General features: G+C 61.3%; 23 protein-coding genes. 17 read left to right on the top strand and 6 right to left on the bottom strand.

Annotated elements, in window-relative coordinates:
- Position 1: 1 nt before the first annotated feature.
- Entirely contained in the window at positions 2 to 1234 is a 1233-nt protein-coding gene (locus JET17_RS19000; RefSeq protein WP_012315572.1) for a 3-methyl-2-oxobutanoate dehydrogenase (2-methylpropanoyl-transferring) subunit alpha, read from the bottom strand.
- 197 nt (positions 1235 to 1431) lie between these two features.
- Here JET17_RS19000 and bkdR point away from each other — a divergent pair, with 197 nt between their 5' ends.
- From bkdR to JET17_RS18985, 3 genes are all read left to right on the top strand, one after another.
- Positions 1432 to 1917 carry a Bkd operon transcriptional regulator BkdR gene (gene bkdR, locus JET17_RS18995; RefSeq protein WP_012315571.1) on the top strand — a complete coding sequence of 162 codons (486 nt, stop codon included), beginning with the start codon at positions 1432 to 1434 and terminating at the stop codon, positions 1915 to 1917.
- 199 nt (positions 1918 to 2116) lie between these two features.
- Positions 2117 to 3358 carry a glutamine synthetase family protein gene (locus JET17_RS18990; protein ID WP_190273342.1) on the top strand — a complete coding sequence of 414 codons (1242 nt, stop codon included), beginning with the start codon at positions 2117 to 2119 and terminating at the stop codon, positions 3356 to 3358.
- A gap of 130 nt (positions 3359 to 3488) precedes the next feature.
- Complete coding sequence (locus tag JET17_RS18985; RefSeq protein ID WP_012315569.1) at positions 3489 to 4820, top strand: MFS transporter; 1332 nt, start codon at positions 3489 to 3491, stop codon at positions 4818 to 4820.
- Between the two features lie 263 nt (positions 4821 to 5083).
- Here the strand turns inward: JET17_RS18985 and JET17_RS18980 are convergent, their stop codons facing one another.
- The 4 genes from JET17_RS18980 to flgA form a co-directional block, all read right to left on the bottom strand.
- A complete protein-coding gene (locus tag JET17_RS18980; RefSeq protein WP_012315568.1) occupies positions 5084 to 5827 on the bottom strand; it encodes a flagellar brake protein in 744 nt (247 codons plus the stop codon).
- A gap of 80 nt (positions 5828 to 5907) precedes the next feature.
- Positions 5908 to 6375, bottom strand: coding sequence for a flagella synthesis protein FlgN (locus JET17_RS18975; protein WP_012315567.1), 468 nt, complete (start codon positions 6373 to 6375; stop codon positions 5908 to 5910).
- 49 nt (positions 6376 to 6424) lie between these two features.
- Positions 6425 to 6736: a flagellar biosynthesis anti-sigma factor FlgM gene (flgM, locus tag JET17_RS18970; RefSeq protein ID WP_012315566.1), complete on the bottom strand. Its 312-nt coding sequence runs from the start codon at positions 6734 to 6736 to the stop codon at positions 6425 to 6427.
- Positions 6737 to 6886: 150 nt separating this feature from the next.
- On the bottom strand, positions 6887 to 7639 hold the full coding sequence (flgA, locus tag JET17_RS18965) for a flagellar basal body P-ring formation chaperone FlgA (protein ID WP_012315565.1): 753 nt from the start codon (positions 7637 to 7639) through the stop codon (positions 6887 to 6889).
- A 78-nt stretch (positions 7640 to 7717) separates the two neighbouring features.
- Here flgA and JET17_RS18960 point away from each other — a divergent pair, with 78 nt between their 5' ends.
- Complete coding sequence (locus JET17_RS18960; RefSeq protein WP_012315564.1) at positions 7718 to 8647, top strand: chemotaxis protein CheV; 930 nt, start codon at positions 7718 to 7720, stop codon at positions 8645 to 8647.
- Positions 8648 to 8698: 51 nt separating this feature from the next.
- Positions 8699 to 9526, top strand: coding sequence for a protein-glutamate O-methyltransferase CheR (gene cheR / locus JET17_RS18955; protein ID WP_012315563.1), 828 nt, complete (start codon positions 8699 to 8701; stop codon positions 9524 to 9526).
- A gap of 59 nt (positions 9527 to 9585) precedes the next feature.
- On the opposite strand, the gene JET17_RS18950 is transcribed toward cheR, so the two are convergent.
- On the bottom strand, positions 9586 to 9747 hold the full coding sequence (locus JET17_RS18950; protein WP_190273313.1) for a hypothetical protein: 162 nt from the start codon (positions 9745 to 9747) through the stop codon (positions 9586 to 9588).
- A 102-nt stretch (positions 9748 to 9849) separates the two neighbouring features.
- Here JET17_RS18950 and flgB point away from each other — a divergent pair, with 102 nt between their 5' ends.
- The 12 genes from flgB (at position 9850) to JET17_RS18890 (ending at position 21660) form a co-directional block, all read left to right on the top strand.
- Positions 9850 to 10260, top strand: a complete 411-nt coding sequence (flgB, locus tag JET17_RS18945; RefSeq protein WP_012315562.1) for a flagellar basal body rod protein FlgB — start codon at positions 9850 to 9852, stop codon at positions 10258 to 10260.
- Positions 10261 to 10262: 2 nt separating this feature from the next.
- Complete coding sequence (gene flgC, locus JET17_RS18940; RefSeq protein WP_012315561.1) at positions 10263 to 10706, top strand: flagellar basal body rod protein FlgC; 444 nt, start codon at positions 10263 to 10265, stop codon at positions 10704 to 10706.
- Positions 10707 to 10721: 15 nt separating this feature from the next.
- A complete protein-coding gene (gene flgD, locus JET17_RS18935; protein ID WP_012315560.1) occupies positions 10722 to 11429 on the top strand; it encodes a flagellar hook assembly protein FlgD in 708 nt (235 codons plus the stop codon).
- Between the two features lie 30 nt (positions 11430 to 11459).
- Positions 11460 to 12815: a flagellar hook protein FlgE gene (gene flgE / locus JET17_RS18930; RefSeq protein WP_012315559.1), complete on the top strand. Its 1356-nt coding sequence runs from the start codon at positions 11460 to 11462 to the stop codon at positions 12813 to 12815.
- Positions 12816 to 12888: 73 nt separating this feature from the next.
- Positions 12889 to 13074 carry a hypothetical protein gene (locus JET17_RS18925; protein WP_012315558.1) on the top strand — a complete coding sequence of 62 codons (186 nt, stop codon included), beginning with the start codon at positions 12889 to 12891 and terminating at the stop codon, positions 13072 to 13074.
- Positions 13075 to 13407: 333 nt separating this feature from the next.
- On the top strand, positions 13408 to 14148 hold the full coding sequence (gene flgF / locus JET17_RS18920) for a flagellar basal-body rod protein FlgF (RefSeq protein ID WP_042111635.1): 741 nt from the start codon (positions 13408 to 13410) through the stop codon (positions 14146 to 14148).
- Between the two features lie 47 nt (positions 14149 to 14195).
- Positions 14196 to 14981: a flagellar basal-body rod protein FlgG gene (gene flgG / locus JET17_RS18915; RefSeq protein WP_012315556.1), complete on the top strand. Its 786-nt coding sequence runs from the start codon at positions 14196 to 14198 to the stop codon at positions 14979 to 14981.
- A gap of 34 nt (positions 14982 to 15015) precedes the next feature.
- Complete coding sequence (flgH, locus tag JET17_RS18910; protein WP_012315555.1) at positions 15016 to 15711, top strand: flagellar basal body L-ring protein FlgH; 696 nt, start codon at positions 15016 to 15018, stop codon at positions 15709 to 15711.
- Positions 15712 to 15723: 12 nt separating this feature from the next.
- Positions 15724 to 16833 (top strand): flagellar basal body P-ring protein FlgI, encoded by a 1110-nt coding sequence (locus JET17_RS18905; RefSeq protein WP_012315554.1) that lies wholly within the window; start codon positions 15724 to 15726, stop codon positions 16831 to 16833.
- 11 nt (positions 16834 to 16844) lie between these two features.
- Positions 16845 to 18011 carry a flagellar assembly peptidoglycan hydrolase FlgJ gene (flgJ, locus tag JET17_RS18900; RefSeq protein ID WP_012315553.1) on the top strand — a complete coding sequence of 389 codons (1167 nt, stop codon included), beginning with the start codon at positions 16845 to 16847 and terminating at the stop codon, positions 18009 to 18011.
- Between the two features lie 12 nt (positions 18012 to 18023).
- Entirely contained in the window at positions 18024 to 20072 is a 2049-nt protein-coding gene (flgK, locus tag JET17_RS18895; protein ID WP_012315552.1) for a flagellar hook-associated protein FlgK, read from the top strand.
- 13 nt (positions 20073 to 20085) lie between these two features.
- Positions 20086 to 21660 carry a flagellar hook-associated protein 3 gene (locus tag JET17_RS18890; RefSeq protein ID WP_012315551.1) on the top strand — a complete coding sequence of 525 codons (1575 nt, stop codon included), beginning with the start codon at positions 20086 to 20088 and terminating at the stop codon, positions 21658 to 21660.
- Positions 21661 to 21742 lie beyond the last annotated feature (82 nt).

Below are 21742 nucleotides of genomic sequence, written 5' to 3'. Positions count from 1 at the left end.
CTCAAACCCCCAGTTCCTGGCGCTGACGGCGCAGGTGATCGGGCATTTCCTTGTACACGTCCTCGAACATCGAGGCTGCACTCGGGATGTGGCCGTTGGCCAGGGTGCCGTATTGTTCGGCTTCCTTTTGCGCGGCGATGACGGCCGCTTCGAACTCGGCGGTGACGGCCTGGTGTTCTTCCTCGGACCAGTGGCCGATCTTGATCAGGTGCTGCTTCAGGCGGGCGATCGGGTCGCCCAGCGGGAAGTGGCTCCAGTCGTCGGCAGGGCGGTACTTGGACGGGTCGTCGGAGGTTGAGTGCGGGCCGGCGCGGTAGGTGACCCACTCGATCAGGCACGGGCCCAAGCCGCGGCGGGCGCGTTCGGCGGCCCAGCGCGAGGCGGCATATACAGCGACGAAATCGTTGCCGTCCACCCGCAGGGAGGCGATACCGCAACCCACGCCACGGCCGGCGAAGGTGGTCGATTCACCGCCGGCGATGGCCTGGAAGGTGGAGATCGCCCATTGGTTGTTGACCACGTTGAGGATCACCGGGGCGCGGTATACGTGGGCGAAGGTCAGCGCGGTGTGGAAGTCCGACTCGGCCGTGGCGCCATCGCCGATCCAGGCCGAGGCGATCTTGGTATCGCCCTTGATCGCCGAGGCCATGGCCCAGCCGACCGCCTGCACGAACTGCGTCGCCAGGTTGCCGCTGATGGTGAAGAAGCCGGCTTCGCGCACCGAATACATGATCGGCAGCTGGCGGCCTTTGAGCGGGTCGCGTTCGTTGGACAACAGCTGGCAGATCATTTCCACCAGAGACACGTCGCGGGCCATCAGGATGCTTTGCTGGCGGTAGGTGGGGAAGCACATGTCGGTGCGGTTCAGCGCCAGCGCCTGGGCGCTGCCGATGGCTTCTTCGCCCAGGCTCTGCATGTAGAAGGACATCTTCTTCTGGCGCTGGGCGACCACCATGCGGCTGTCGAAGATCCGCGTCTTGAGCATGGCGCGCATGCCTTGACGCAGTAGCTGCGGATCGATGTCTTCGGCCCATGGGCCAAGCGCATCGCCGTGCTCGTCGAGCACGCGGACCAGGCTGTTGGACAGGTCGGCAGTGTCGGCAGCATCGACATCGATGGGCGGTTTACGGACTTGACCCGCGTCGTTCAGGCGCAGGTAGGAAAAATCGGTCTGGCAGCCTGGCCGGCCGGTAGGCTCGGGCACATGCAAACGCAGGGGGGCGTACTCGTTCATGCTTTTTACGCTCGCTCGGATGTTGTTTTTGTGAGCTCTGAAGCGGCCGCCGCTGATCACCGGCTTGTGACTGGCAGGTCAGCGTCAATTACATAGTAGTGACACGCCGGGAGAATTTTTCTCTCAAGTTGATTGCCTTTAGCGAGCGGCGCAGATAAACATTCCGCATAAACACAAAAAACCGGTGATTTTGTCTCATGCGCAAACTCGATCGTACCGATATCGGCATTCTCAACAGCCTTCAGGACAACGCCCGCATCACCAACGCAGAACTTGCGCGGTCGGTGAACCTGTCGCCCACGCCCTGTTTCAACCGGGTCAAGGCCATGGAAGAGCTGGGTGTGATCCGCCAGCAGGTGACCTTGCTGTCGCCAGAGGTGCTGGGGCTGGATGTCAATGTGTTCATCCATGTCAGCCTGGAGAAGCAGGTAGAGCAAGCGCTGCACCGCTTCGAGGAAGAAATCGCCGAGCGGCCGGAGGTGATGGAGTGCTACCTGATGACTGGCGACCCCGACTATTTGTTACGGGTGCTGTTGCCGAGCATCCAGGCGCTGGAGCGGTTTCTCGATTACCTGACACGACTGCCGGGGGTGGCGAACATACGGTCGAGCTTTGCCTTGAAGCAGGTGCGGTATAAAACGGCGCTGCCATTGCCGTCCAATGGCATGACCCTGCGCGAGTGAGGGGGCAAGATCTGCGTCGTTGCGGATGCAGGTGCTTGATATTTTAAACACCCCCAGCCTATGTTGTTGCCAGCCCATAACAACAAGGACAAGCGTCATGACCACCGCAGCCCCGCGCTCGCTCGCCGAGCACCTCCAGGGCATCGACCAGATCGAATGTGTCACTCCCGACCTTAACGGTGTCCCTCGTGGCAAGGTCATGACTGCCGAAGGCTTCCTCGAAGGCAGGCGCCTGCAAATGGCACGTGGCGTCTTGTTGCAATGCATCATGGGGGGCTACCCGCCAGCGAAGTACTACGGCAGCGACGATGGTGATCTGGCCCTGGTGGCGGAGCCTGCGCAGATCCACCGCTTGCCCTGGAGCGAAGAGGGCCTGGCGCTGGCGATCTGCGATGCCAATGAGCTCGATGGCCGGCCGTCAGGGCTGTCCACCCGCGGGCTGCTCAAAGCGGTGATCGCCCGCTACGCCGCTTTGGGCCTGGCGCCGGTCGTTGCGACCGAGCTGGAGTTCTTCGTCTTTGCGCCCAACAGTGACCCTGTACAGCCATTTTCTCCGCCGTTGGGCAAGGACGGCCGTCGCGAGCTCGGCCACTCGGCATTCAGTGTCAGTTCCAACAACGGCCTGCGGCCGTTCTTTCAGGAGGTTTATCAGTGCATGGCGGCGCTGGGCCTGCCGCGCGACACCTTCATGCATGAAATGGGCGTCAGCCAGTTCGAAATCAACCTGCTGCACGGCGACCCCTTGCTGCTGGCCGACCAGACCTTCCTGTTCAAGCACCTGCTCAAGGAAGTCGCGCTCAAGCATGGCCTGACAGTGGTGTGCATGGCCAAGCCCCTGGCGCATACGCCGGGCAGCTCGATGCATATTCATCAGAGCCTGGTGGAGATCGCCACGGGGCGAAACGTGTTCAGCGATGACCAGGGGCGGCCGAGCCAGACCTTCCATCATTTCATAGGCGGCCTGCAGGCGTGCATGGCCGATTTCACTGCGCTGTTCGCGCCCAATGTCAACTCGTACCAGCGGCTGTGCCATCCCTATGCGTCGCCGAACAATGCCTGTTGGTCGGAGGACAACCGCGCTGCGGGGCTGCGTATTCCGGCCAGCGCCCCCGTAGCGCGGCGCGTCGAGAACCGCCTGCCGGGCGCTGATGCGAACCCCTACCTGGCCATTGCCGCCAGCCTGGCAGCCGGCCTGCACGGCATCGAGCAGCGCCTGGAGCCTGCACCGGCCATCCAGGGTGAGTTCGAGGTGCCTGAGCACCTGAGCCTGCCATGCACCCTGCATGCGGCGCTGGAGCGCCTGAAGGGCAGCGCCTTGGCCCGGGAACTGTTCGGGGCTGAGTTCATCGAAGGTTACGCTGCCACCAAGGCGCTCGAGTTGACTGATTTCTACAACGAGATCACGCCGTGGGAGCGGCGAGTGTTGGCGGCACAAGCCTGAGCGCGACACGAACGCTACTGCACGCGCCCCTGTTCTGCTATTTCGCAGGCAGGGGACTGCGCAGCGGCTGATTTGCTTTTATGCTTGCCAGCAAGCCAACGCCACCTGACCAGGGAGCCCGACGGGACGTATGCGAAACATCTGGAAGCCGTTTCAGTCGTTGTATTTCGCTGCCTTGATGATGCTTATCGGCTCGGGTCTGCTCAGTACTTACCTGGCACTGCGCCTGGCGGCCGATCATGTCGACAGCTTATGGGTCGGTGCCTTGATGGCGGCCAACTATTTCGGCCTGGCTGTTGGCGGCAAGGTTGGCCACCGACTGATCGGCCGGGTAGGGCACATCCGGGCCTATACCACCTGCGCCGGAATCGTCTGCGCGGCAGTGCTGGGCCATGGCATGACCAACTGGCTACCGGCCTGGGTCGGGCTGCGGATGCTCGTTGGCCTGGGCATGATGTGCCAGTACATGGTCATCGAAAGCTGGCTCAACGAGCAGGCCGACGCCAAGCACCGCGGCGCGGTGTTCGGCGGCTACATGATTGCCTCCTACCTGGGGCTGGTGCTCGGTCAGCTGATTCTGGTGGTGCACCCCGAACTTGGCCCTGAACTGCTGATGCTGGTCGCGATGTGCTTCGCCCTGTGCCTGGTACCGGTGGCGATGACCCGGCGCATTCACCCGGCGCCGCTACGCCCGGCACCGATGGAGCCGAAATTCTTCATCAAGCGCGTGCCGCAGTCGCTGAGCACTGTGCTCGGTTCTGGGTTGATCGTCGGCTCCTTCTACGGTCTGGCGCCGCTATATGCGTCCAGCCAGGGGCTTTCCACCGAGCAGATCGGCTTGTTCATGGGTAGCTGCATCTTTGCCGGGCTGCTGGTGCAGTGGCCGTTGGGCTGGTTGTCCGACCGTTATGACCGGGCCGTGCTGATCCGCAGCGTGGCTGTGGGCCTGGCGCTGGCGGCGGCGCCGCTGGCGATCCTGCCCAATGTGCCACTGGAGTTGCTGTTCGGCATCGGCTTTCTGATTTCGCTGCTGCAGTTCTGCCTTTATCCCCTGGCTGTCGCATTTTCCAATGACCACGTGGAAAGCGAGCGGCGTGTCTCCTTGACCGCCATGCTGCTGGTCACCTACGGCGTGGGTGCGTGCATCGGGCCGCTGGCGGCGGGGGTGCTGATGAAGGTGCTGGGCGCGCAGATGCTGTATGCCTTCTTCGTGTTCTTCGCGCTGGTGCTGGTGTGGCGGATTCGTCCGAAGGCGGTCACCGGGCTGCACCAGGTACAGGATGCACCGTTGGGGCACGTGGCTATGCCGGCGGCGGGTTCGCCATTGTCGGCCGCGCTCGACCCGCGTGTGGATGAACAGACCGTGCAGGAGGTAATGCAGGCGCCGGTGGCGGCTGAGGATACCGAGGCTGAAGAGAGGGCCGAGCCGGCTGATCCGGGCGAGGTCAGCAAGCCGGTTTGAGGCGGGGCCGGGGTAGGCAAAAACAAATTAGCTTTATTAGGGCCGCTGCGCAGCCCATCGCCGGCAAGCCGGCTCCTACAGGTACAGCGCAGACTTCAAGAGCTGCGCAGACCCTGTGGGAGCAACTGTCTTGCTCAACCTCTAAAAGCTGGCGCGATCCCTGTGGGAGCCGGCTTGCCGGCGATGGGCCGCAACAAGCGGCCCTGAATCGCGTGAAAGACTGGCATTAGTCTTGAGGTGGCGTTTGCGCGTTCGGCAGACGATCAATAATCGTCTTTATCGAACCGCCGCGCTTCGCGCTGCAGCTGGTACACGAAGCTCTCTATCTTGCGCTGCGCCTGGCCATTGAGGTTATGGAAACGCACGCCGGCAAAGGTGGTGTTGATCCGCTCTTCGTAATGCAGATGGCGCAGCTCGACCATGGTGTCCACCAGCCCCAGCGGGTTGCTGGCCTTGAAGCGCTCGTAAACCTGGCCCAGTTGCAGGCGCTCCTCGACATTGCCTTCAAAGCGTAGTTTGCAGCCCGTGGCGGAGATGTCCAGCAGCTTGCCGCGCAAAGCACCATTGCCCTTGAGGTGGGTGCCGTCGAGAATCACATCGACCAGCTGCGACAGCTTCAGCGCGGCGCGGAATGCATTGCGGCGCTGGTGGTAGGTCATTTCGTCCGGCAGGGCACCGCGATAGGATCGATGGCCATCGACCTCGGTGATCCTCAGTTCGTGGTTGCATTCCCACGCAATGCGTACGCCGTCGTGGAAACCTTCGACGCGGAATGGCTCGCCGTTCTCGATGAATTTCTCGCCATCGCGCGGGATCATCTCGTCCAGCGCCAAGGTATTGCTGTCACGGTCCACATGAACCACGTAGCTCTGAAAGCGCTGGCTGCGCTCATGGAAGGTAATGATCAAAGGATCATGGCTCTCCATCAATTGGCGCAGGTTGGCCGCAATCTCCAAAGGAGTGTTCAGCACCTTTGGCGGCTGCGGAGCATCGGTCTCATTGAACACGGGTTATCAATCTCCAGGCAAAAACGACACACGCAAGTAACGGCATTTTGCCAGTATGTTCCGTGCCTTGATAGAACTAATCACACTTGGCTGAGCGCCCGGGGCTTGGCCAATGGCGAGGTGGCGCCACGGCTGTCGTAGAGCGACGGAGAATCGCCGCCCATGAGGATTCTGATCTGGTTGGCCGTGACGTGCTGTTGTACCTGAACGATCCTGCCATTGGTCTCGTTGACCTTCTGACAGGTTTCCATCAACTCGGTCAGCACGTTGAGTTGTTGCATGATCACTTCACCGTTTGGCGACTGTGCAGCGACGGCCTGCACCCCGGCGCGGTCGGCGCTGAGGCCGAGGCTGGTGAGCAGGTTATGGCGGCGGATGCCTTGCTGCTCGAGCAGAACGATCAGCGACTGCTTGCGGGCCAGGATGCCCTCCAGCGGCGCCATATCGCGCCCGTGCAGGGCGACTGCCTCCTGCTGAAGCAGGTCGAGCAGTTCCTGGGTAGGGGCGATGTCGTCTTCGATCAGTTGCAGCAATGTGATGTCGTGCATGGCTAACTCTTGGCTTTTTTAGCGTCCGTGAAGTCAGCGCGCCGAACGGTCAGCGCTGGGCTTCGAAATCGAGCAGTTTGCTTGCGACCCGGCCGGCATCGACCTGGTAGCTGCCATCTGCGATCGCCTGTTTCAACTGTGCCACGCGGGCATTGTCGACAACGGGCTGGTCGCGCAGCTTGTCGCTGACCTTTTGCAACTGCTGGGCCTCTTGGCTGAGGTGTACCGCTTCTCCGCTGGCGCTTGCGCTTTTCGGCGCGTTGGTTTCGCCGGACTTGTCGGCGTTGCCGGGCGCGGCATTGCCGCGAACGCCGCCCGTGATGGACGGAGAGTTATTCAAACGACTGAAGTCGATGACCATGATCAGAAACCCCTGGGTATTTGGACGCTTGCCATGTTTTCGGCCATCCCGAAAGAAACTTTAGGCACAAATGCTTAGCCGCCTGTCGGCAAGCCCGCGAACCCGTTCTGACACAGTTTAGGAAAAGCGGTTGTACACCGCCAGCCCAATCTACATGGCGACCTCCACTTGGCCGGGGGCCGTGACACGGGCCTTCACTACCCGCTGCGAATTCAGGTTGCGCACCCGGATCTGTTCGCCCTGGCCACCCTTGCTTAGGGCCTCGCCGGGCATGCGTACGGCGAGGCTGCCGCTGCGGGCGATGATCACCACATGATCACCCTTGCGTATCACTTCGGCCTGCTCCAGGTGCTGCGGGGTCAGGACCTGGTCGATCACTGTGGGGCGCAGCATCTTCATGCCAACCGCCTGGTCGAGATCGGTGAGAAAGCCTTGGGTGAGGGTGCCAACGTCACGTTCGCGCAGGGCCACGTCACCTTCGGCAACGATATTCTGGCGCTTCAGCGGGCGGGTAACCACCACCACATCGCGGAACAGCCGCACTGTTGCCGGTACGAAGACGGTCCACGGCGCGGCGCCGTTGCAGCGTACACGTACCGTTACACGCCCCAGTGGCTGCGCCGGGCTTTCCAGCGAGGCGTCCAGTTGCTGGCTGCACAGGGGCATGCGCAGCCGTGGGTCGAGCGAGTTGACCTGTATCTCATAGCGGCCTGCCGTCTGGGTCGTGGCCAGGTAATCCTCTACGGTGAATTCAAGAAACCCTTGGGTGACACCGATAAGCTGTTCAGGCAAGGTAACCGCGTCCGCCAGCGTGCGAGCGCCGGGTGCCAGCAGGCACAGCGCAGCCAGCGAGCCGCTCAGCAGGTGCGTCAGTCGTCGGAAAATTGTCGTTTTCGTGTACATGACGCTCAAAAAAGCAAAGCCCGTGCCGACTCGCTGTAAGAGTGGCTACGAAATGGCAGAAAGAAAAAGGAGTCAGGCATGGCGGGGGTTATGGATTCAGTCAACCAGCGCACACAGCTGGTTGGGCAGAATCGCCTGGAATTGCTGCTGTTCCGCCTCAACGGCGCGCAGCTTTACGGCATCAACGTATTCAAGGTCCGCGAGGTGCTGCAATGCCCTGAGCTGACCGTGCTGCCCAAGTCCCATCCTGTGGTACGTGGTGTAGCCAACATTCGTGGGGCGACCATTCCGATTCTCGACCTGTCGATGGCCACCGGCTTGCCCGGGCTGAAGGAAGAGACTCGCAACAGCTTCGTGATCATCACCGAGTACAACACCAAGACCCAAGGTTTTCTGGTGCATTCGGTCGAGCGCATCGTCAACATGAACTGGGAAGAGATCCACCCGCCACCCAAGGGCACCGGCCGCGATCACTACCTGACTGCGGTCACCCGGGTGGACAACCGCATGGTTGAAATCATCGACGTGGAAAAGGTGCTGGCCGAGGTGGCGCCGTCGTCCGAGTCGGTGTCAGCCGGTGTGGTCGATGCCGATACGCAGGACAAGGCTGTACTGCTGCGTGTGCTGACCGTCGATGATTCGTCGGTGGCGCGCAAGCAGGTCAGCCGCTGCCTGCAGACGGTCGGTGTCGAGGTGGTGGCGCTCAATGATGGGCGCCAGGCCCTGGACTACCTGCGCAAGCTGGTGGACGAGGGCAAGCGGCCGGAAGAAGAGTTCCTGATGATGATTTCGGACATCGAGATGCCAGAGATGGACGGCTATACGCTGACGGCCGAGATCCGCAGTGACCCGCGCATGCAAAAACTGCATATCTGTCTGCATACTTCGTTGTCTGGGGTGTTCAACCAGGCGATGGTCAAGAAGGTCGGTGCCGATGACTTCCTGGCCAAGTTCAAGCCGGACGACCTGGCCCAGCGCGTGGTCGACCGGATCAAGGCAACGCATTGAAGTAGCCGGGAGGCGACTCCCGGTATCTGTGATTGAAAAGAGGCCGCAGTAGTGTCTACGGGTAATTTGGATTTCGAACAGTTCCGGGTATTCCTGGAGAAAGCCTGTGGCATCCTGCTGGGTGAGAACAAGCAGTACTTGGTCTCCAGCCGTCTGAACAAGCTGATGGAGCAGCAGGGCATCAAGAGCCTGGGTGAGCTGGTGCAGCGCATCCAGGCTCAGCCGCGTGGCGGCTTGCGCGAGCAGGTGGTGGATGCGATGACCACCAACGAAACCTTGTGGTTTCGCGATACCTACCCATTCGAAGTGCTGAAGAACAAGGTCATTCCCGAGTTCATCAAGAACAACCCCGGCCAGCGCCTGCGCATGTGGTCGGCGGCCTGCTCGTCGGGCCAGGAGCCGTACTCCATTTCGATGGCCATCGATGAGTTCGAGCGCAGCAACCTGGGCCAGTTGAAGATGGGTGCGCAGATCGTTGCCACCGACCTGTCCGGTTCGATGCTGAACAACTGCAAGACCGGCGAGTACGACAGCCTGGCGATCGCCCGTGGCCTGTCCCAGGAGCGCTTGCAGCGTTACTTCGACACCAAGGGGCCGGGGCGCTGGGCGGTGAAACCGGCCATTCGCAGCCGGGTCGAGTTCCGCTCGTTCAACCTGCTCGATAGCTATGCCGCGCTGGGCAAGTTCGACATCGTGTTTTGCCGGAATGTGTTGATCTATTTCTCGGCACAGGTGAAGAAAGACATCTTGCTGCGTATTCACAGCACACTGAAGCCGGGTGGGTATCTTTTCCTCGGTGCCTCCGAGGCGCTCAATGGTTTGCCGGACCATTACCAGATGGTGCAGTGCAGCCCGGGGATCATTTACCAGGCCAAGTGATGGGTTGCGGGCTGTTTTGGGAAGCCTGACATCGAGCGCCGCCAGCGCGGCGTTCGATCTCAAAAAACGCACTCTAAAAGCAGGCCTTTTGCACCCCGTCGCCACTCACGCCGCTTGACGTCAATTTTTTGTTTTGCCGCTTTTGCCGCCCGGCAATTGCCGCTTTCCCTTCTCCAGGCGGAAGCCTTTTGCCGCTTTTCTGGCATCGCGCCATCAGCCATCCCTGCTCCAGCCCAATGTTTCCGGCCTTTCAAAACATTGGCACAGCCCTTGCTATAGCTTGGCCAACGATATTCCGGTCAACCTTCGAAGGTTTCCCCGACATGAGCATCAGTTTCGACAAGGCGCTTGGCATCCATGAAAAGGCACTGGGCTTCCGCGCCCAGCGCGCCGAAGTGCTGGCCAACAACATCGCCAACGCTGACACGCCCAATTACAAGGCGCGTGACATGGACTTCTCTTCGGTGCTCGCCGCCGAAAGCCAGAAGCAGCAGAGCGGTGGTCGCTTTGCCATGGACCGTACCAACAGCCGCCACATCGAGGCCGAAGGCCTGGCAATGGCCGACGACACACTGCAGTACCGCACGCCGACGCAGCCGTCGATCGACCAGAACACCGTGGACGCCCAGATCGAGCAATCGAACTACACGGAAAACGCCATTGGCTTCCAGGCCAGCTTTACCCTGCTCAACAGTAAATTCAAAGGGCTGGTATCGGCCCTGCGCGGAGAATGACCATGTCCCTGTCCAGTGTTTTCAACATTGCCGGTAGCGGCATGAGTGCGCAGAACACCCGCCTCAACACCGTTGCTTCCAACATCGCCAACGCCGAGACCGTTTCGTCGAGCATCGACCAGACCTACCGCGCGCGGCACCCGGTGTTTGCCACCACCTTCCAGAATGCGCAGGCCGGCGGCAGCCAGTCGCTGTTCGAAGATCAGGGCGAGGCAGGGCAGGGTGTGCAGGTCAAGGGCATCATCGAAGACCAGAGCAACCTCGAAGCACGCTACGAGCCCAACCATCCGGCGGCGAACAAGGACGGTTACGTCTACTACCCGAACGTCAATGTGGTCGAGGAGATGGCTGACATGATCTCCGCCAGCCGGGCGTTCCAGACCAACGCCGAGCTGATGAACACCGCCAAGAACATGATGCAGAAAGTGCTGACCTTGGGTCAGTGATAAGGAATCCAGACCATGGCAGTCGATAGCACCAGCGGTGTGAACCTCAATGATGTCCTGACTGCGTCGGGCGTCGGTGGCACCGCCAAGAAAGCCACCGATACCGCGTCCAAGACCGGTACCGACGCGCTTGGCAAGGACGCGTTCCTGCAGTTGCTGGTTACCCAGATGCAGCACCAGAACCCGCTGGATCCGCAGGAAAATGGCGAGTTCGTGGCCCAGTTGGCGCAGTTCAGCAGCCTTGAAGGCATCACCTCCCTGAACGAATCGGTCAGCAGTATCACCAATGCCATGGCCTCGTCCCAGGCGCTGCAGGCCTCGTCACTGGTCGGCCGTTCGGTGGTAGTGCAGAACGACAAGGCGGTGGTCGATACCACCCAGAGCTTCAATGCGCAGTTCGTTGTGCCGCAGGCAATCAGTGAAGCGAAGATCACCATCAAGGACAAGGACGGCAACACCGTCAAGACCATCGAGTTGGGTGAGCAGGCAGCCGGTTATGCCGACTTCATCTGGGACGGCACCAACGACAGTGGCGAGAAGGTCGACCCGGGCACCTACAGCTTCACCGCCAGCACCACTGTGGATGGCCAGGCGGTGCAGATGAGCACGCTGCTGCCGGCGAAGGTGACCAGCGTCAGCTTCAATGCCACCGGCGAAATGGTGCTCAACCTTGCAGGCGTCGGCAAGGTCTCCCTCTCTGACGTACAAACCATCGGTATCTAAGGCCCGCTAGCGCGGCACAGGAGCGAATTCATGTCTTTCAATATCGGCCTTAGCGGTCTGTACGCAGCCAACAAACAGCTGGACGTTACCGGCAACAACATCGCCAACGTCAACACCACTGGCTTCAAATCCTCGCGTGCCGAGTTCGCCGACGTCTATGCCGGCGCCAATCGCCTGGGTGTGGGCAAGAACCAGGTCGGCAACGGCGTGCGTCTGGCGGCGATCTCGCAGCAGTTCTCCCAGGGTGACGTCAATAACACGGGTAACGTGCTGGACATGGGTATCCAGGGTCAGGGCTTTTTCGTCCTGTCCGACAACGGCTCGCGCGTCTACACTCGTGCCGGTGCTTTCCAGGCCGACAAGAACAACTTCGTGGTCACCTCTGATGGCCTGCGCCTGCAAGGCTACGCTGCCGATGCCAATGGCAAGATCCAGAAGGGTGTGCTGTCTGACCTGCAGATCGACACCTCGGCACTGCAGCCTAAGGCCACTTCGCTGATTGACCAAGGCATCAATCTGAATTCTTCGGCCACCGACATTCCGCTGGAAATCGATGATGGCACCGGTGCCATGGTGCCTAATCTGCCGTTCGACCCTACTGACGAGACGACCTACACCAAATCGTTCCCGACCAAGGTCTACGACAGCCAGGGTAACGAACACACCATGGAGCAGTTCTACCGCAAGACCGGTACGAACGAATGGACCATGTACACGTTGGTCGACGGTCGTAACCCGTTCGATCCTGCTTCCACCACGCCGCTGACCGGCACCATCAGTTTCAGCAGCGATGGGTCTGTCAGCGGCATGACTGCCGATAACACAGGGCACCCGGCGGGTGCATCGTTCACCGTGACCAACAACACCTTCACCATGACTGGTTGGGTGCCGGCAGTGGAAGATGCTGCGGGCAACTGGGCGTCCAATGGCGCTGCCGGCAACGCCGACGGCATGAAGCTGTCGATGAACAGCACCACGTCCTACAACACCGAGACCGCGCGCATGTCGCAGTCCCAGGATGGCTACGCCACCGGTATCCTGTCGAGCCTGAGCATCGACTCCACCGGTGTGCTGTTCGCCAGCTTCAGCAACCAGCAGTCGCGCGCCATTGGCCAGGTGGCGCTGGCCAGCTTCGCCAACGAGCAGGGCTTGCAGCAGATCGGCGGGACCCGCTGGACCGAAACCTTCTCTTCTGGCCTTCCCGGCATCGATGAGCCCAAGACCGGTACCCTGGGTAGCGTCGAGTCCAATGCGCTGGAGGCTTCGAACGTCAACCTGACCCAGGAGTTGGTCGAGCTGATCAAGGCGCAGAGCAATTACCAGGCGAACGCCAAGACCATCTCCACCGAAAGCACCATCATGCAGACCATCATTCAGATGACCTGATGGTCGCGGGTTAATGGTGTGAAGACGAACCCCTTTGTCGTGAAGGGGTTTGTCGTTTTTGCGGGAGTGTTTCATGAAAAGGTTGCTCGTCGCGTTGCTCGCTGCCTTCTGCCTGTATCAGGCGCAGGCCGGTACTGCGCCCTGGTGGCGCTGGGAAAGCCAGGTGGATGGGCGTCTGGTGTGCTCGCAATGGTCGCCGGGGGATGGCTGGAAGCGTTTTGCCGGGCCCTACAACAATGGCGGTTGCCGCGATCGGTGATTGCCTGCACCGGCCTCATCGCCGGCAAGCCGGCTCCCACAGGAATTGCGTTAACTTCTAGAAATTGGGTAAGACATTTGCCCCCACAATATCCGCAGCGCTGCAGAACCCTGTGGGAGCCGGCTTGCCGGCGATGAGGCCGGGGCAGACACCTGCTTTGCCGCTACCGGCAACCCGGCGCCGGATAACCGGCGTTCTCATGGTTGGCAGCTCCCCCAAAAGCCCGTATTTACGGGCTTTTCCATCATTTCAAAAAGTTGGTTCGGAACTTGCTTTAGTGCCTGCACAGCAACGGCGAGCGGCAAGCTATCGCCAGTGCAGCGGAGGATGACTGTGGACAAGATGCTTTACGTGGCCATGACCGGCGCCAGCCAGAACGCGCTGGCGCAGAAGGCCCATGCCAACAACCTGGCGAACATTTCCACCAATGGTTTCCAGCGTGACCTGGAGCAGGCGCGCTCGATGCCGGTGTTTGGTGACAGCTTTCCGTCGCGGGCGTTTGCCATGACCGAACGTCCTGCCACCGACTTCAGTGAAGGGCCCATGGTCGAGACCGGGCGTGACCTGGACGTGGCAGTGGCGGGGCAGGGCTTCATTGCCGTGCAGGCCCCCGATGGCAGCGAAGCCTACGTGCGTACCGGTAGCCTGAACATCGATGCCCTCGGCGTGCTGCGCGCCGGCAATGGCATGCCGGTGATCGGCAACGGCGGGCCGATCGCCATTCCGCCAGAGCAGAAGGTCGAAGTCGGCGCTGACGGCACCATCAGCATCCGCTCCATGGGTGAAGACCCGCGGGTGATGGCTGAAGTCGACCGCATCAAGCTGGTCAACCCGGACACCAAAGGCCTGACCAAGGGCCTGGACGGGCTGATCCACACCACCAGCGGCCAGCCGGCTGCTGCCGACGTCAACGTCAAGGTCGTGTCGGGCTTCCTGGAGGGCAGTAACGTCAATGCCGTCGAAGAAATGACGTCGGTGCTGGCGCTGTCTCGCCAATTCGAACTGCACGTGAAGATGATGAACGCGGCCAAGGAAGGCGACGAAGCCATGGCGCGTGTTTTGCAACTCGGCTAACCACACTTGAACGGGTGCCGTAAAACAGGCGCACGAGGAGAATACTGATGCTTCCGGCTCTTTGGGTCGCTAAAACCGGCCTGTCCGCCCAGGACACCAACCTGACGGTCATTTCCAACAACCTGGCCAACGTTTCGACCACGGGCTTCAAGCGTGACCGCGCCGAATTCCAGGACCTGCTGTACCAGATCAAACGCCAGCCAGGCGCGCAGTCCACCCAGGACAGCGAACTGCCGTCGGGCCTGCAGGTCGGTACCGGTGTACGCATCGTCGGCACCCAGAAAAACTTCCAGACCGGCAGCCTGCAGACCACCGAAAACCCGCTGGACATGGCGGTCAACGGCCGTGGTTTCTTCCAGGTGCTGCAGCCGGACGGTACGGTTTCGTACACCCGTGACGGTACCTTCCACCTGAACTCCGACGGCCAGATCGTCACCGCCAATGGTTTCGCGCTGGAGCCTGCGGTGGTCGTGCCGAACGACGCCCAGACCTTCACCGTCGGCCAGGACGGCACCGTGTCGATCACCACTGCTGGCAACCCGGCAGCGCAGGTGATCGGCAATATCCAGACCGCCGACTTCATCAACCCGGCCGGCCTGCAGGCAATCGGCGACAACCTGTTCCTGGAAACCGCTGCAAGTGGTGCCCCACAGGTCGGTACCCCAGGCCTGAACGGCTTCGGCACCACCCTGCAGCAGACCCTGGAAAACTCCAACGTCAGCACCGTGGAAGAGCTGGTGAACATGATCACCACTCAGCGCGCCTACGAGATGAACTCCAAGGTCATCTCCACCGCCGACCAGATGCTGTCGTTCGTCACCCAGCAGCTGTAAGCCCAAGTCCCTGTTACACCGTGAGGTAAGCGTCATGAATCGTCTGTTGTCCCTGTTCGCCCTGGGGGGGGCGGTGTTGCTGGCTGGTTGCGTCGCACCGACGGCCAAGCCCAACGACCCGTACTACGCGCCGGTTTTGCCGCGCACCCCTTTGCCGGCAGCGGCCAACAACGGTTCGATCTACCAGGCCGGCTTCGAGCAGAACCTGTACAGCGACCGCAAGGCGTTCCGCGTCGGTGACATCATCACCATCACGCTCAACGAACGCACCTCGGCCAGCAAGAATGCCGGTTCGCAGATCCAGAAGGACAGCAGCGCCAATATCGGCCTGACCTCGCTGTTCGGTGCCACGCCGAGCACCAACAACCCGTTCGGCAGCGGCGATCTGTCGCTGGAAGCGGGCTACAGCGGTGAGCGTGCCACCAAGGGCGACAGCAAGGCCACCCAAGGCAATACGCTGACGGGTTCTATCACCGTCACCGTCGCTGAAGTGCTGCCCAACGGCATCATCGCGGTGCGCGGCGAGAAGTGGATGACCCTGAACACCGGCGAAGAGCTGGTGCGCATTGCCGGCCTGATTCGCGCCGACGACATCGCCACCGACAACACAGTGCCGTCCACCCGTGTGGCCGACGCGCGCATCACCTATTCGGGTACCGGTTCCTTCGCCGACGCCAGCCAGCCTGGTTGGCTGGACCGTTTCTTCCTCAGCCCGCTTTGGCCCTTCTGAGTACGGATGAACATGTTCAACGTCAGGCAACTGATTGCCGCAACCTTGCTTCTGTCCTGTGCGTTCGGCGCCCATGCCGAGCGCCTGAAGGACATCGCCAGTATCTCGGGCGTGCGTTCCAACCAGTTGATCGGTTACGGCCTGGTGGTGGGGCTTAACGGCACGGGTGACCAGACCACCCAGACGCCATTTACCCTGCAGACGTTCAACAACATGCTGTCGCAGTTCGGCATCAAAGTGCCCGCCGGCTCCGGCAACGTGCAGCTGAAAAACGTCGCTGCGGTGTCGGTGCATGCCGACCTGCCGCCATTCGCCAAGCCGGGCCAGGTGGTGGACATTACCGTGTCCTCGATCGGCAACTCCAAGAGCCTGCGCGGCGGCAGCCTGCTGATGACCCCGCTCAAGGGTATCGACGGCAACGTTTATGCGGTCGCCCAGGGCAACCTGGTGGTCGGCGGCTTCGATGCCGAAGGCCGCGATGGCTCGAAGATCACCGTCAACGTTCCGTCGGCAGGTCGTATCCCTGGCGGCGCTTCGGTGGAGCGTGCAGTACCGAGCGGTTTCAACCAGGGCAATACCCTGACGCTGAACCTCAACCGGCCTGACTTCACTACCGCCAAACGTATCGTCGACAAGGTCAACGAACTGCTCGGCCCAGGCGTCGCCCAGGCCGTGGATGGCGGTTCGGTGCGCGTCAGTGCGCCGATGGACCCGACCCAGCGTGTGGACTACCTGTCGATCCTTGAAAACCTGGAGATCGACCCGGGCCAGGCCGTTGCCAAGGTCATCATCAATTCGCGTACCGGCACCATCGTGATCGGCCAGAACGTCAAGGTTTCGCCGGCGGCGGTGACCCACGGCAGCCTCACCGTGACCATCACCGAAGACCCGATCGTCAGCCAGCCGGGGCCGTTCTCCAATGGCGAGACGGCTGTGGTGCCTCGCTCGCGGGTCAACGCGCAACAGGAAGCAAAGCCGATGTTCAAGTTCGGCCCGGGCACCACGCTGGATGAAATCGTCCGTGCGGTGAACCAGGTCGGCGCAGCGCCCAGCGACCTGATGGCCATCCTCGAAGCCCTGAAACAGGCCGGCGCCTTGCAGGCCGACCTGATCGTGATCTGAGGACGCCACGCATGAACTCGAAAAGTCTGGTTTCCAGCGCGGCCGACAGCGGCGCCTACACCGACCTCAATCGCCTGAGCTCGCTCAAGCACGGTGATCGCGACAGCGACGCCAACGTGCGCAAGGTGGCCCAGGAGTTCGAGTCGCTGTTCATCAGCGAAATGCTCAAGGCCTCGCGCAAGGCCAGTGATGTACTGGCCGATGACAACCCGATGAACAGCGCGACGGTCAAGCAGTACCGCGACATGTACGACCAGCAGCTGGCTGTGAGCATGTCTCGCGAGGGCGGCGGTATCGGCCTGCAGGACGTGCTGGTGCGCCAGCTGTCGAAGAACAAGAGCGCGCCGGTCAACACCAGCCCGTTCCCGCGTATCGAGGGCAGTGCGCCGGCGCTGTGGGGCAACAAGGTGGCCGACCCGGTACATGCCGCGCAGTCTGCTGCCAGCCGCAACGACGTTGCCGCGCTCAATTCACGGCGCCTGGCGTTGCCGGGCAAGCTGACCGACCGCTTGCTGGCCGGTATCGTGCCCTCGGCGGTCAACCCGGCGGCAGCCACCAATACCGCCGCCGTGCCGGCCCGCGATGGGCAGCAGGTGGCGCAAAGCTTCGCCGTGCCCGAACGCGGCCTGCGCATCACCGGCCGTGCCGTGGCGCAGCCTCCTTTGGCGCCGAAGAAAGCGTTCGCCGACAGCGACGCATTCGTCGCCACCATGCTGCCGATGGCCGAACAAGCCGCCAAGCGTATCGGTGTCGACCCGCGTTACCTGGTGGCCCAGGCCGCCCTGGAAACCGGCTGGGGCAAGTCGGTCATGCGCAACAGCGATGGCAGCAGCAGCCACAACCTGTTCGGCATCAAGGCCACGGGCAATTGGGAAGGCGATTCGGCGCGGGCGATCACCAGCGAGTTCCGTGACGGCCAGTTCGTCAAGGAGACCGCAGCGTTCCGCTCCTACGATTCCTATCAGGACAGCTTCCACGACCTGGTGAGCCTGCTGCAGAACAATTCCCGCTATCAAGAAGCGGTGAAGGCGGCCGATAAGCCAGAACAGTTCGTGCAAGAGTTGCAAAAGGCCGGGTACGCCACCGACCCGAATTACGCCAGCAAGATCTCGCAGATCGCAAGACAGATGAAGTCGTACGAGAGCTATGCATCGCTCGGTACCACAACACCACTTTAAGGGTATGGAAACATGGCGAGTTTGATCAACATTGGCATGTCGGGATTGTCGGCCTCCCAGTCGGGTCTGCATACCACAGGCAACAACATCGCCAACGCCGATGTCGCCGGGTACTCCCGTCAGCAGAACATCCAGCGTGCCAAAGGCTCGCTCCAGGAAGGCCAGTTGTTCATGGGCACCGGTACGACGCTGGCGGATGTGCGCCGGGTGTACAACGCCTTCCTGGATGCACAGTTGCAGACCGCCACCTCGCTCAACAGTGACAGCACCGCCTACCTGAATCAGGTCACGCCGCTCAACAACTTGTTGTCTGACAGCAACACCGGTATCACTGGCGCGCTGACCAACTTCTTTTCCGCCTTGCAGAGCGCCGCCAACAAGCCGACCGAAGATGCTTCCCGCCAGCTGTTGTTAAGCAATGCCGATGCGTTGGCCAATCGTTTCAACAGCCTGTCTGCCCAGTTCAAGGAGCAGAACACCAACATCAATGGCAACCTGAGCTCGATGACCGCCCGGATCAACGAGCTGACCTCCAGTATCGCGCAGTACAACGAGCAGATTTCCAAGGTTTCTGCGATCAACGGCCAGCCCAACGACCTGCTCGATCAGCGCAACGAGGCCGTGCGGCAGCTCAATGAGTTGGTGGGCGTGCAAACCGTTGAGCGTGACGGCAATATCGACGTCTACCTGAAGAACGGCCAGTCGCTGGTACTGGGCAAGACCACCAACAAGATGAGCGCTGAACCAAGCGCCACCGACCCTACGCAGTTTGCGATCAAGCTCGATCGTGGCAGCACCACCATGGATATCACCAACAGCATCACCGGCGGTGAAATGGGTGGGCTGCTGCGCTACCGCAGTGAAACCCTGGCGCCGGCCATGAACGAGCTGGGTCGTATCGCGCTGGTGGTGTCGCAGCAGATCAACTCGCAGCTCGGCCAAGGTATCGACAAGAACGGTGAATTCGGCGCTGCTCTGTTTGGCGACATCAACAGCGACAAAGCCATGTCTGCGCGCAGTACTGCCAAGATTGGCAATGCTGGCGACGCCGCCCTGAATGTGGTCATTCGAGATACCGGCAAGCTGAGCACCAGTGACTATCAGGTGACGTTCGTTGGCCCGACCGCGGACAAGTTCCAGGTCAAGAAGCTGCCGGACGGCACGGACATGGGCACCTATAGCACCAACGACGACCCGGCACCGGTGATCGACGGTTTCAGCATCGATCTCAAGAGCGGTACCGCTGCAGTGGGGGACAGCTTCAAGATCACCCCGACCCGCAATGCCTCGGCAGAAATCGACGTGGTGCTCACCGACGCCAAACGGCTGGCCTTGGCCGCACCGCTGACCGCCACGTCCGGCAGCGGCAATTCCGGTACCGGGGTCATCACCCAGCCGGTCCTGACCTCGGTGCTGGACATCGCCGACCCTGCCCAGCGTCTGGAGCTGCAAACCGGGATAAAGTATTCCACCCCGGTGCGCCTGGTGTTCGGTGACGAAACCACCTCACCGCAAACCTACGAAGCCTTCGATGCCAGGGGCAACAGCATTGGCACCGGCACCTTCATTCCGGGGCAAAGCAATACTCTGAAGCTCGATGTGCCAATGATCGATGCCTCGGGCAACCCGATCAATGACGCCAGTGGCGTCCAGAAGTCATTCAGCTTCGAGATGGATGTAGCCGGCTCGCCCAAGAATGGCGACAGCTTTACCGTATCGTTGACCGGCGCAGGCTCCTCGGACAACCGCAATGCACTGTCCCTGCAGGAGCTGCAGACCAAACAGACGATGGACATCGGTTCGACCAAGGGCATCAGCATCACCGATGCCTACGGCAAACTGGTGGAAAGTGTGGGTGCCCAGGCCAAGCAGGGCCAGATGGATACCCAGGCAACCGGCGTCATTCTGACTCAGGCTGCCGGCGCCCGCGACTCGTTGTCCGGCGTGCAGCTCGATGAGGAAGCCAGCAACCTGATCAAGTACCAGCAGTACTACACGGCCTCGTCGCAGATCATCAAGACGGCGCAGGACATCTTCAACACCCTGATCGCTGCGCTTTAAGGAGTATTGATCCATGCGTATTTCCACGGCCCAGTTCTACCAGACCAGCGCGGCGAACTACCAGCGCAACTATTCCAACCTGATCAAGACCAACGAAGAGGCCAGTTCCTTCGTCAGGGTCAACACCGCTGCCGATGATCCGGTGGGGGCTGCACGTCTGCTGCAGCTGGGTAATCAGGCAGACATGCTGGCCCAGTACAAGACCAACGCGACAAACATCACCAACTCGCTGAACCAGACCGAGACCACGCTCAATTCGATCAACACGATCCTGACGCGGGTCAACGAGCTGGCAATCGAGTCGGGTAACGCCGGCTACACCGACACCGAACGCAAGGCCAAGGCAGCCGAGCTGGGGCAGTTGGAAGACCAGCTGTTGAGCCTCATGAACAGCCGTGATGAGAATGGCCAGTACCTGTTTGCCGGCTCCAGTACCGACACCGCGCCGTTCGTGCGCAACGCCGATGGTACCTACTCTTATCAGGGTGACCAGACCCAGCTGGAGCTGCAGGTCGGTGACATGCTCAAGATGGCCGGCAACAGCTCTGGCTATAGCGTGTTCGAGCAAGCCCTCAACACCAGTCGCACCGAAACCAGCCTGAGCTCCCCCGCGGTGGATGACGGCCGCGTGAAGCTGTCCAATGGGCAAGTGTCCGGCAGCGTCACGTACAACGATCGCTTCCGTAGTGGTCAGCCGTACACAGTCACCATGCTCAGCAGTACCGAGTTCAGCATCACCGACAGCTTGGGCAACGATGTGACCGCCGAGGCCACCCAGGGTGGTAAATTCGATCCCGATACCGTAGGCGGATCGATGATCAGCTTCCGTGGTGTGGACATGCGGCTGAACATCAACCTTCAGGACGGCGACGTTCCGGATGCAGCGGTGGCAGGTCATACCTTCACCCTGCAAAGCAAGCCCGATACCATCACTGCGACCCGTAGCCCGGGCAACCCGTCGAGTGCTCAGGTATCTTCGATCAGCATCACTGATCCGGCCCAGTACAAAGCCATGTTTCCCAATGGCGGTGCGGTCATCAAGTTCACCAGTGCCACGGACTTCGAACTCTATGCCCAGCCGCTGACCGCTGACAGCCGCCCGGTGGCCAGTGGTGCCATGACTGGCAACGTCGCCTCGGCTGCCGGTGTGGACTTCACCTTCACCAGCACGCCCGCGCAGCAGTCCGGTGACCAGTACGTGGTGAACGTCGACAACCACCAGACCCAGAACGTTCTGGACACCGTCGCCCAGTTGCGTACGGCGTTGAGCAAGCCGATCGACGGCGACAACGCCGCCTACCAGCAACTGCGTGCGGACCTGGATTCGGCCATCGCCAACATCCAGAGCGGTCAGGACGCGCTCAACACGGCAGTCACCGATATCGGTGCCCGTGGCAAGGCGCTGGAAATCCAGCAAAACACCAACGAGAGTCTGAGCATTGCCAACAGCACCACGCAGTCGTCGATCCGTGACTCGGACCCTGCCACAGTGCTTGTCCGCCTTACCCAGCAGCAGACCTTGCTCCAGGCTTCGCAGGCGGCTTTCGCACGCGTCAGCCAGCTGAGCCTGTTCAACGCCATCGGTTAAGTGCGCCTGTCGCCTTCACCGCTTACCCCTCGGGTACGCGGTGAAGGCGCATTGATTTCCCCGTAGTATCGACTGTTCTGAA

Origin of the sequence: Pseudomonas putida (assembly GCF_016406145.1) — a bacterium.
In the GTDB taxonomy this organism is placed as follows: domain Bacteria; phylum Pseudomonadota; class Gammaproteobacteria; order Pseudomonadales; family Pseudomonadaceae; genus Aquipseudomonas; species Aquipseudomonas putida_E.
The sequence above is the reverse complement of the archived record's forward strand: the minus strand, read 5'-3'. Positions and strand labels throughout refer to the sequence as shown.

Excerpts from the sequence above, each read along its gene's own strand:
- JET17_RS19000 (WP_012315572.1), bottom strand. The coding sequence starts at position 1,234 with ATGAACGAGTACGCCCCCCTGCGTTTGCATGTGCCCGAGCCTACCGGC.
- bkdR (WP_012315571.1), top strand. The coding sequence starts at position 1,432 with ATGCGCAAACTCGATCGTACCGATATCGGCATTCTCAACAGCCTTCAG.
- JET17_RS18990 (WP_190273342.1), top strand. The coding sequence starts at position 2,117 with ATGACTGCCGAAGGCTTCCTCGAAGGCAGGCGCCTGCAAATGGCACGT.
- JET17_RS18985 (WP_012315569.1), top strand. The coding sequence starts at position 3,489 with ATGCGAAACATCTGGAAGCCGTTTCAGTCGTTGTATTTCGCTGCCTTG.
- JET17_RS18975 (WP_012315567.1), bottom strand. The coding sequence starts at position 6,375 with ATGCACGACATCACATTGCTGCAACTGATCGAAGACGACATCGCCCCT.
- flgM (WP_012315566.1), bottom strand. The coding sequence starts at position 6,736 with ATGGTCATCGACTTCAGTCGTTTGAATAACTCTCCGTCCATCACGGGC.
- flgA (WP_012315565.1), bottom strand. The coding sequence starts at position 7,639 with ATGTACACGAAAACGACAATTTTCCGACGACTGACGCACCTGCTGAGC.
- JET17_RS18960 (WP_012315564.1), top strand. The coding sequence starts at position 7,718 with ATGGCGGGGGTTATGGATTCAGTCAACCAGCGCACACAGCTGGTTGGG.
- JET17_RS18950 (WP_190273313.1), bottom strand. The coding sequence starts at position 9,747 with ATGGCTGATGGCGCGATGCCAGAAAAGCGGCAAAAGGCTTCCGCCTGG.
- flgB (WP_012315562.1), top strand. The coding sequence starts at position 9,850 with ATGAGCATCAGTTTCGACAAGGCGCTTGGCATCCATGAAAAGGCACTG.
- flgC (WP_012315561.1), top strand. The coding sequence starts at position 10,263 with ATGTCCCTGTCCAGTGTTTTCAACATTGCCGGTAGCGGCATGAGTGCG.
- flgD (WP_012315560.1), top strand. The coding sequence starts at position 10,722 with ATGGCAGTCGATAGCACCAGCGGTGTGAACCTCAATGATGTCCTGACT.
- flgE (WP_012315559.1), top strand. The coding sequence starts at position 11,460 with ATGTCTTTCAATATCGGCCTTAGCGGTCTGTACGCAGCCAACAAACAG.
- JET17_RS18925 (WP_012315558.1), top strand. The coding sequence starts at position 12,889 with ATGAAAAGGTTGCTCGTCGCGTTGCTCGCTGCCTTCTGCCTGTATCAG.
- flgG (WP_012315556.1), top strand. The coding sequence starts at position 14,196 with ATGCTTCCGGCTCTTTGGGTCGCTAAAACCGGCCTGTCCGCCCAGGAC.
- flgH (WP_012315555.1), top strand. The coding sequence starts at position 15,016 with ATGAATCGTCTGTTGTCCCTGTTCGCCCTGGGGGGGGCGGTGTTGCTG.
- JET17_RS18905 (WP_012315554.1), top strand. The coding sequence starts at position 15,724 with ATGTTCAACGTCAGGCAACTGATTGCCGCAACCTTGCTTCTGTCCTGT.
- flgJ (WP_012315553.1), top strand. The coding sequence starts at position 16,845 with ATGAACTCGAAAAGTCTGGTTTCCAGCGCGGCCGACAGCGGCGCCTAC.
- flgK (WP_012315552.1), top strand. The coding sequence starts at position 18,024 with ATGGCGAGTTTGATCAACATTGGCATGTCGGGATTGTCGGCCTCCCAG.
- JET17_RS18890 (WP_012315551.1), top strand. The coding sequence starts at position 20,086 with ATGCGTATTTCCACGGCCCAGTTCTACCAGACCAGCGCGGCGAACTAC.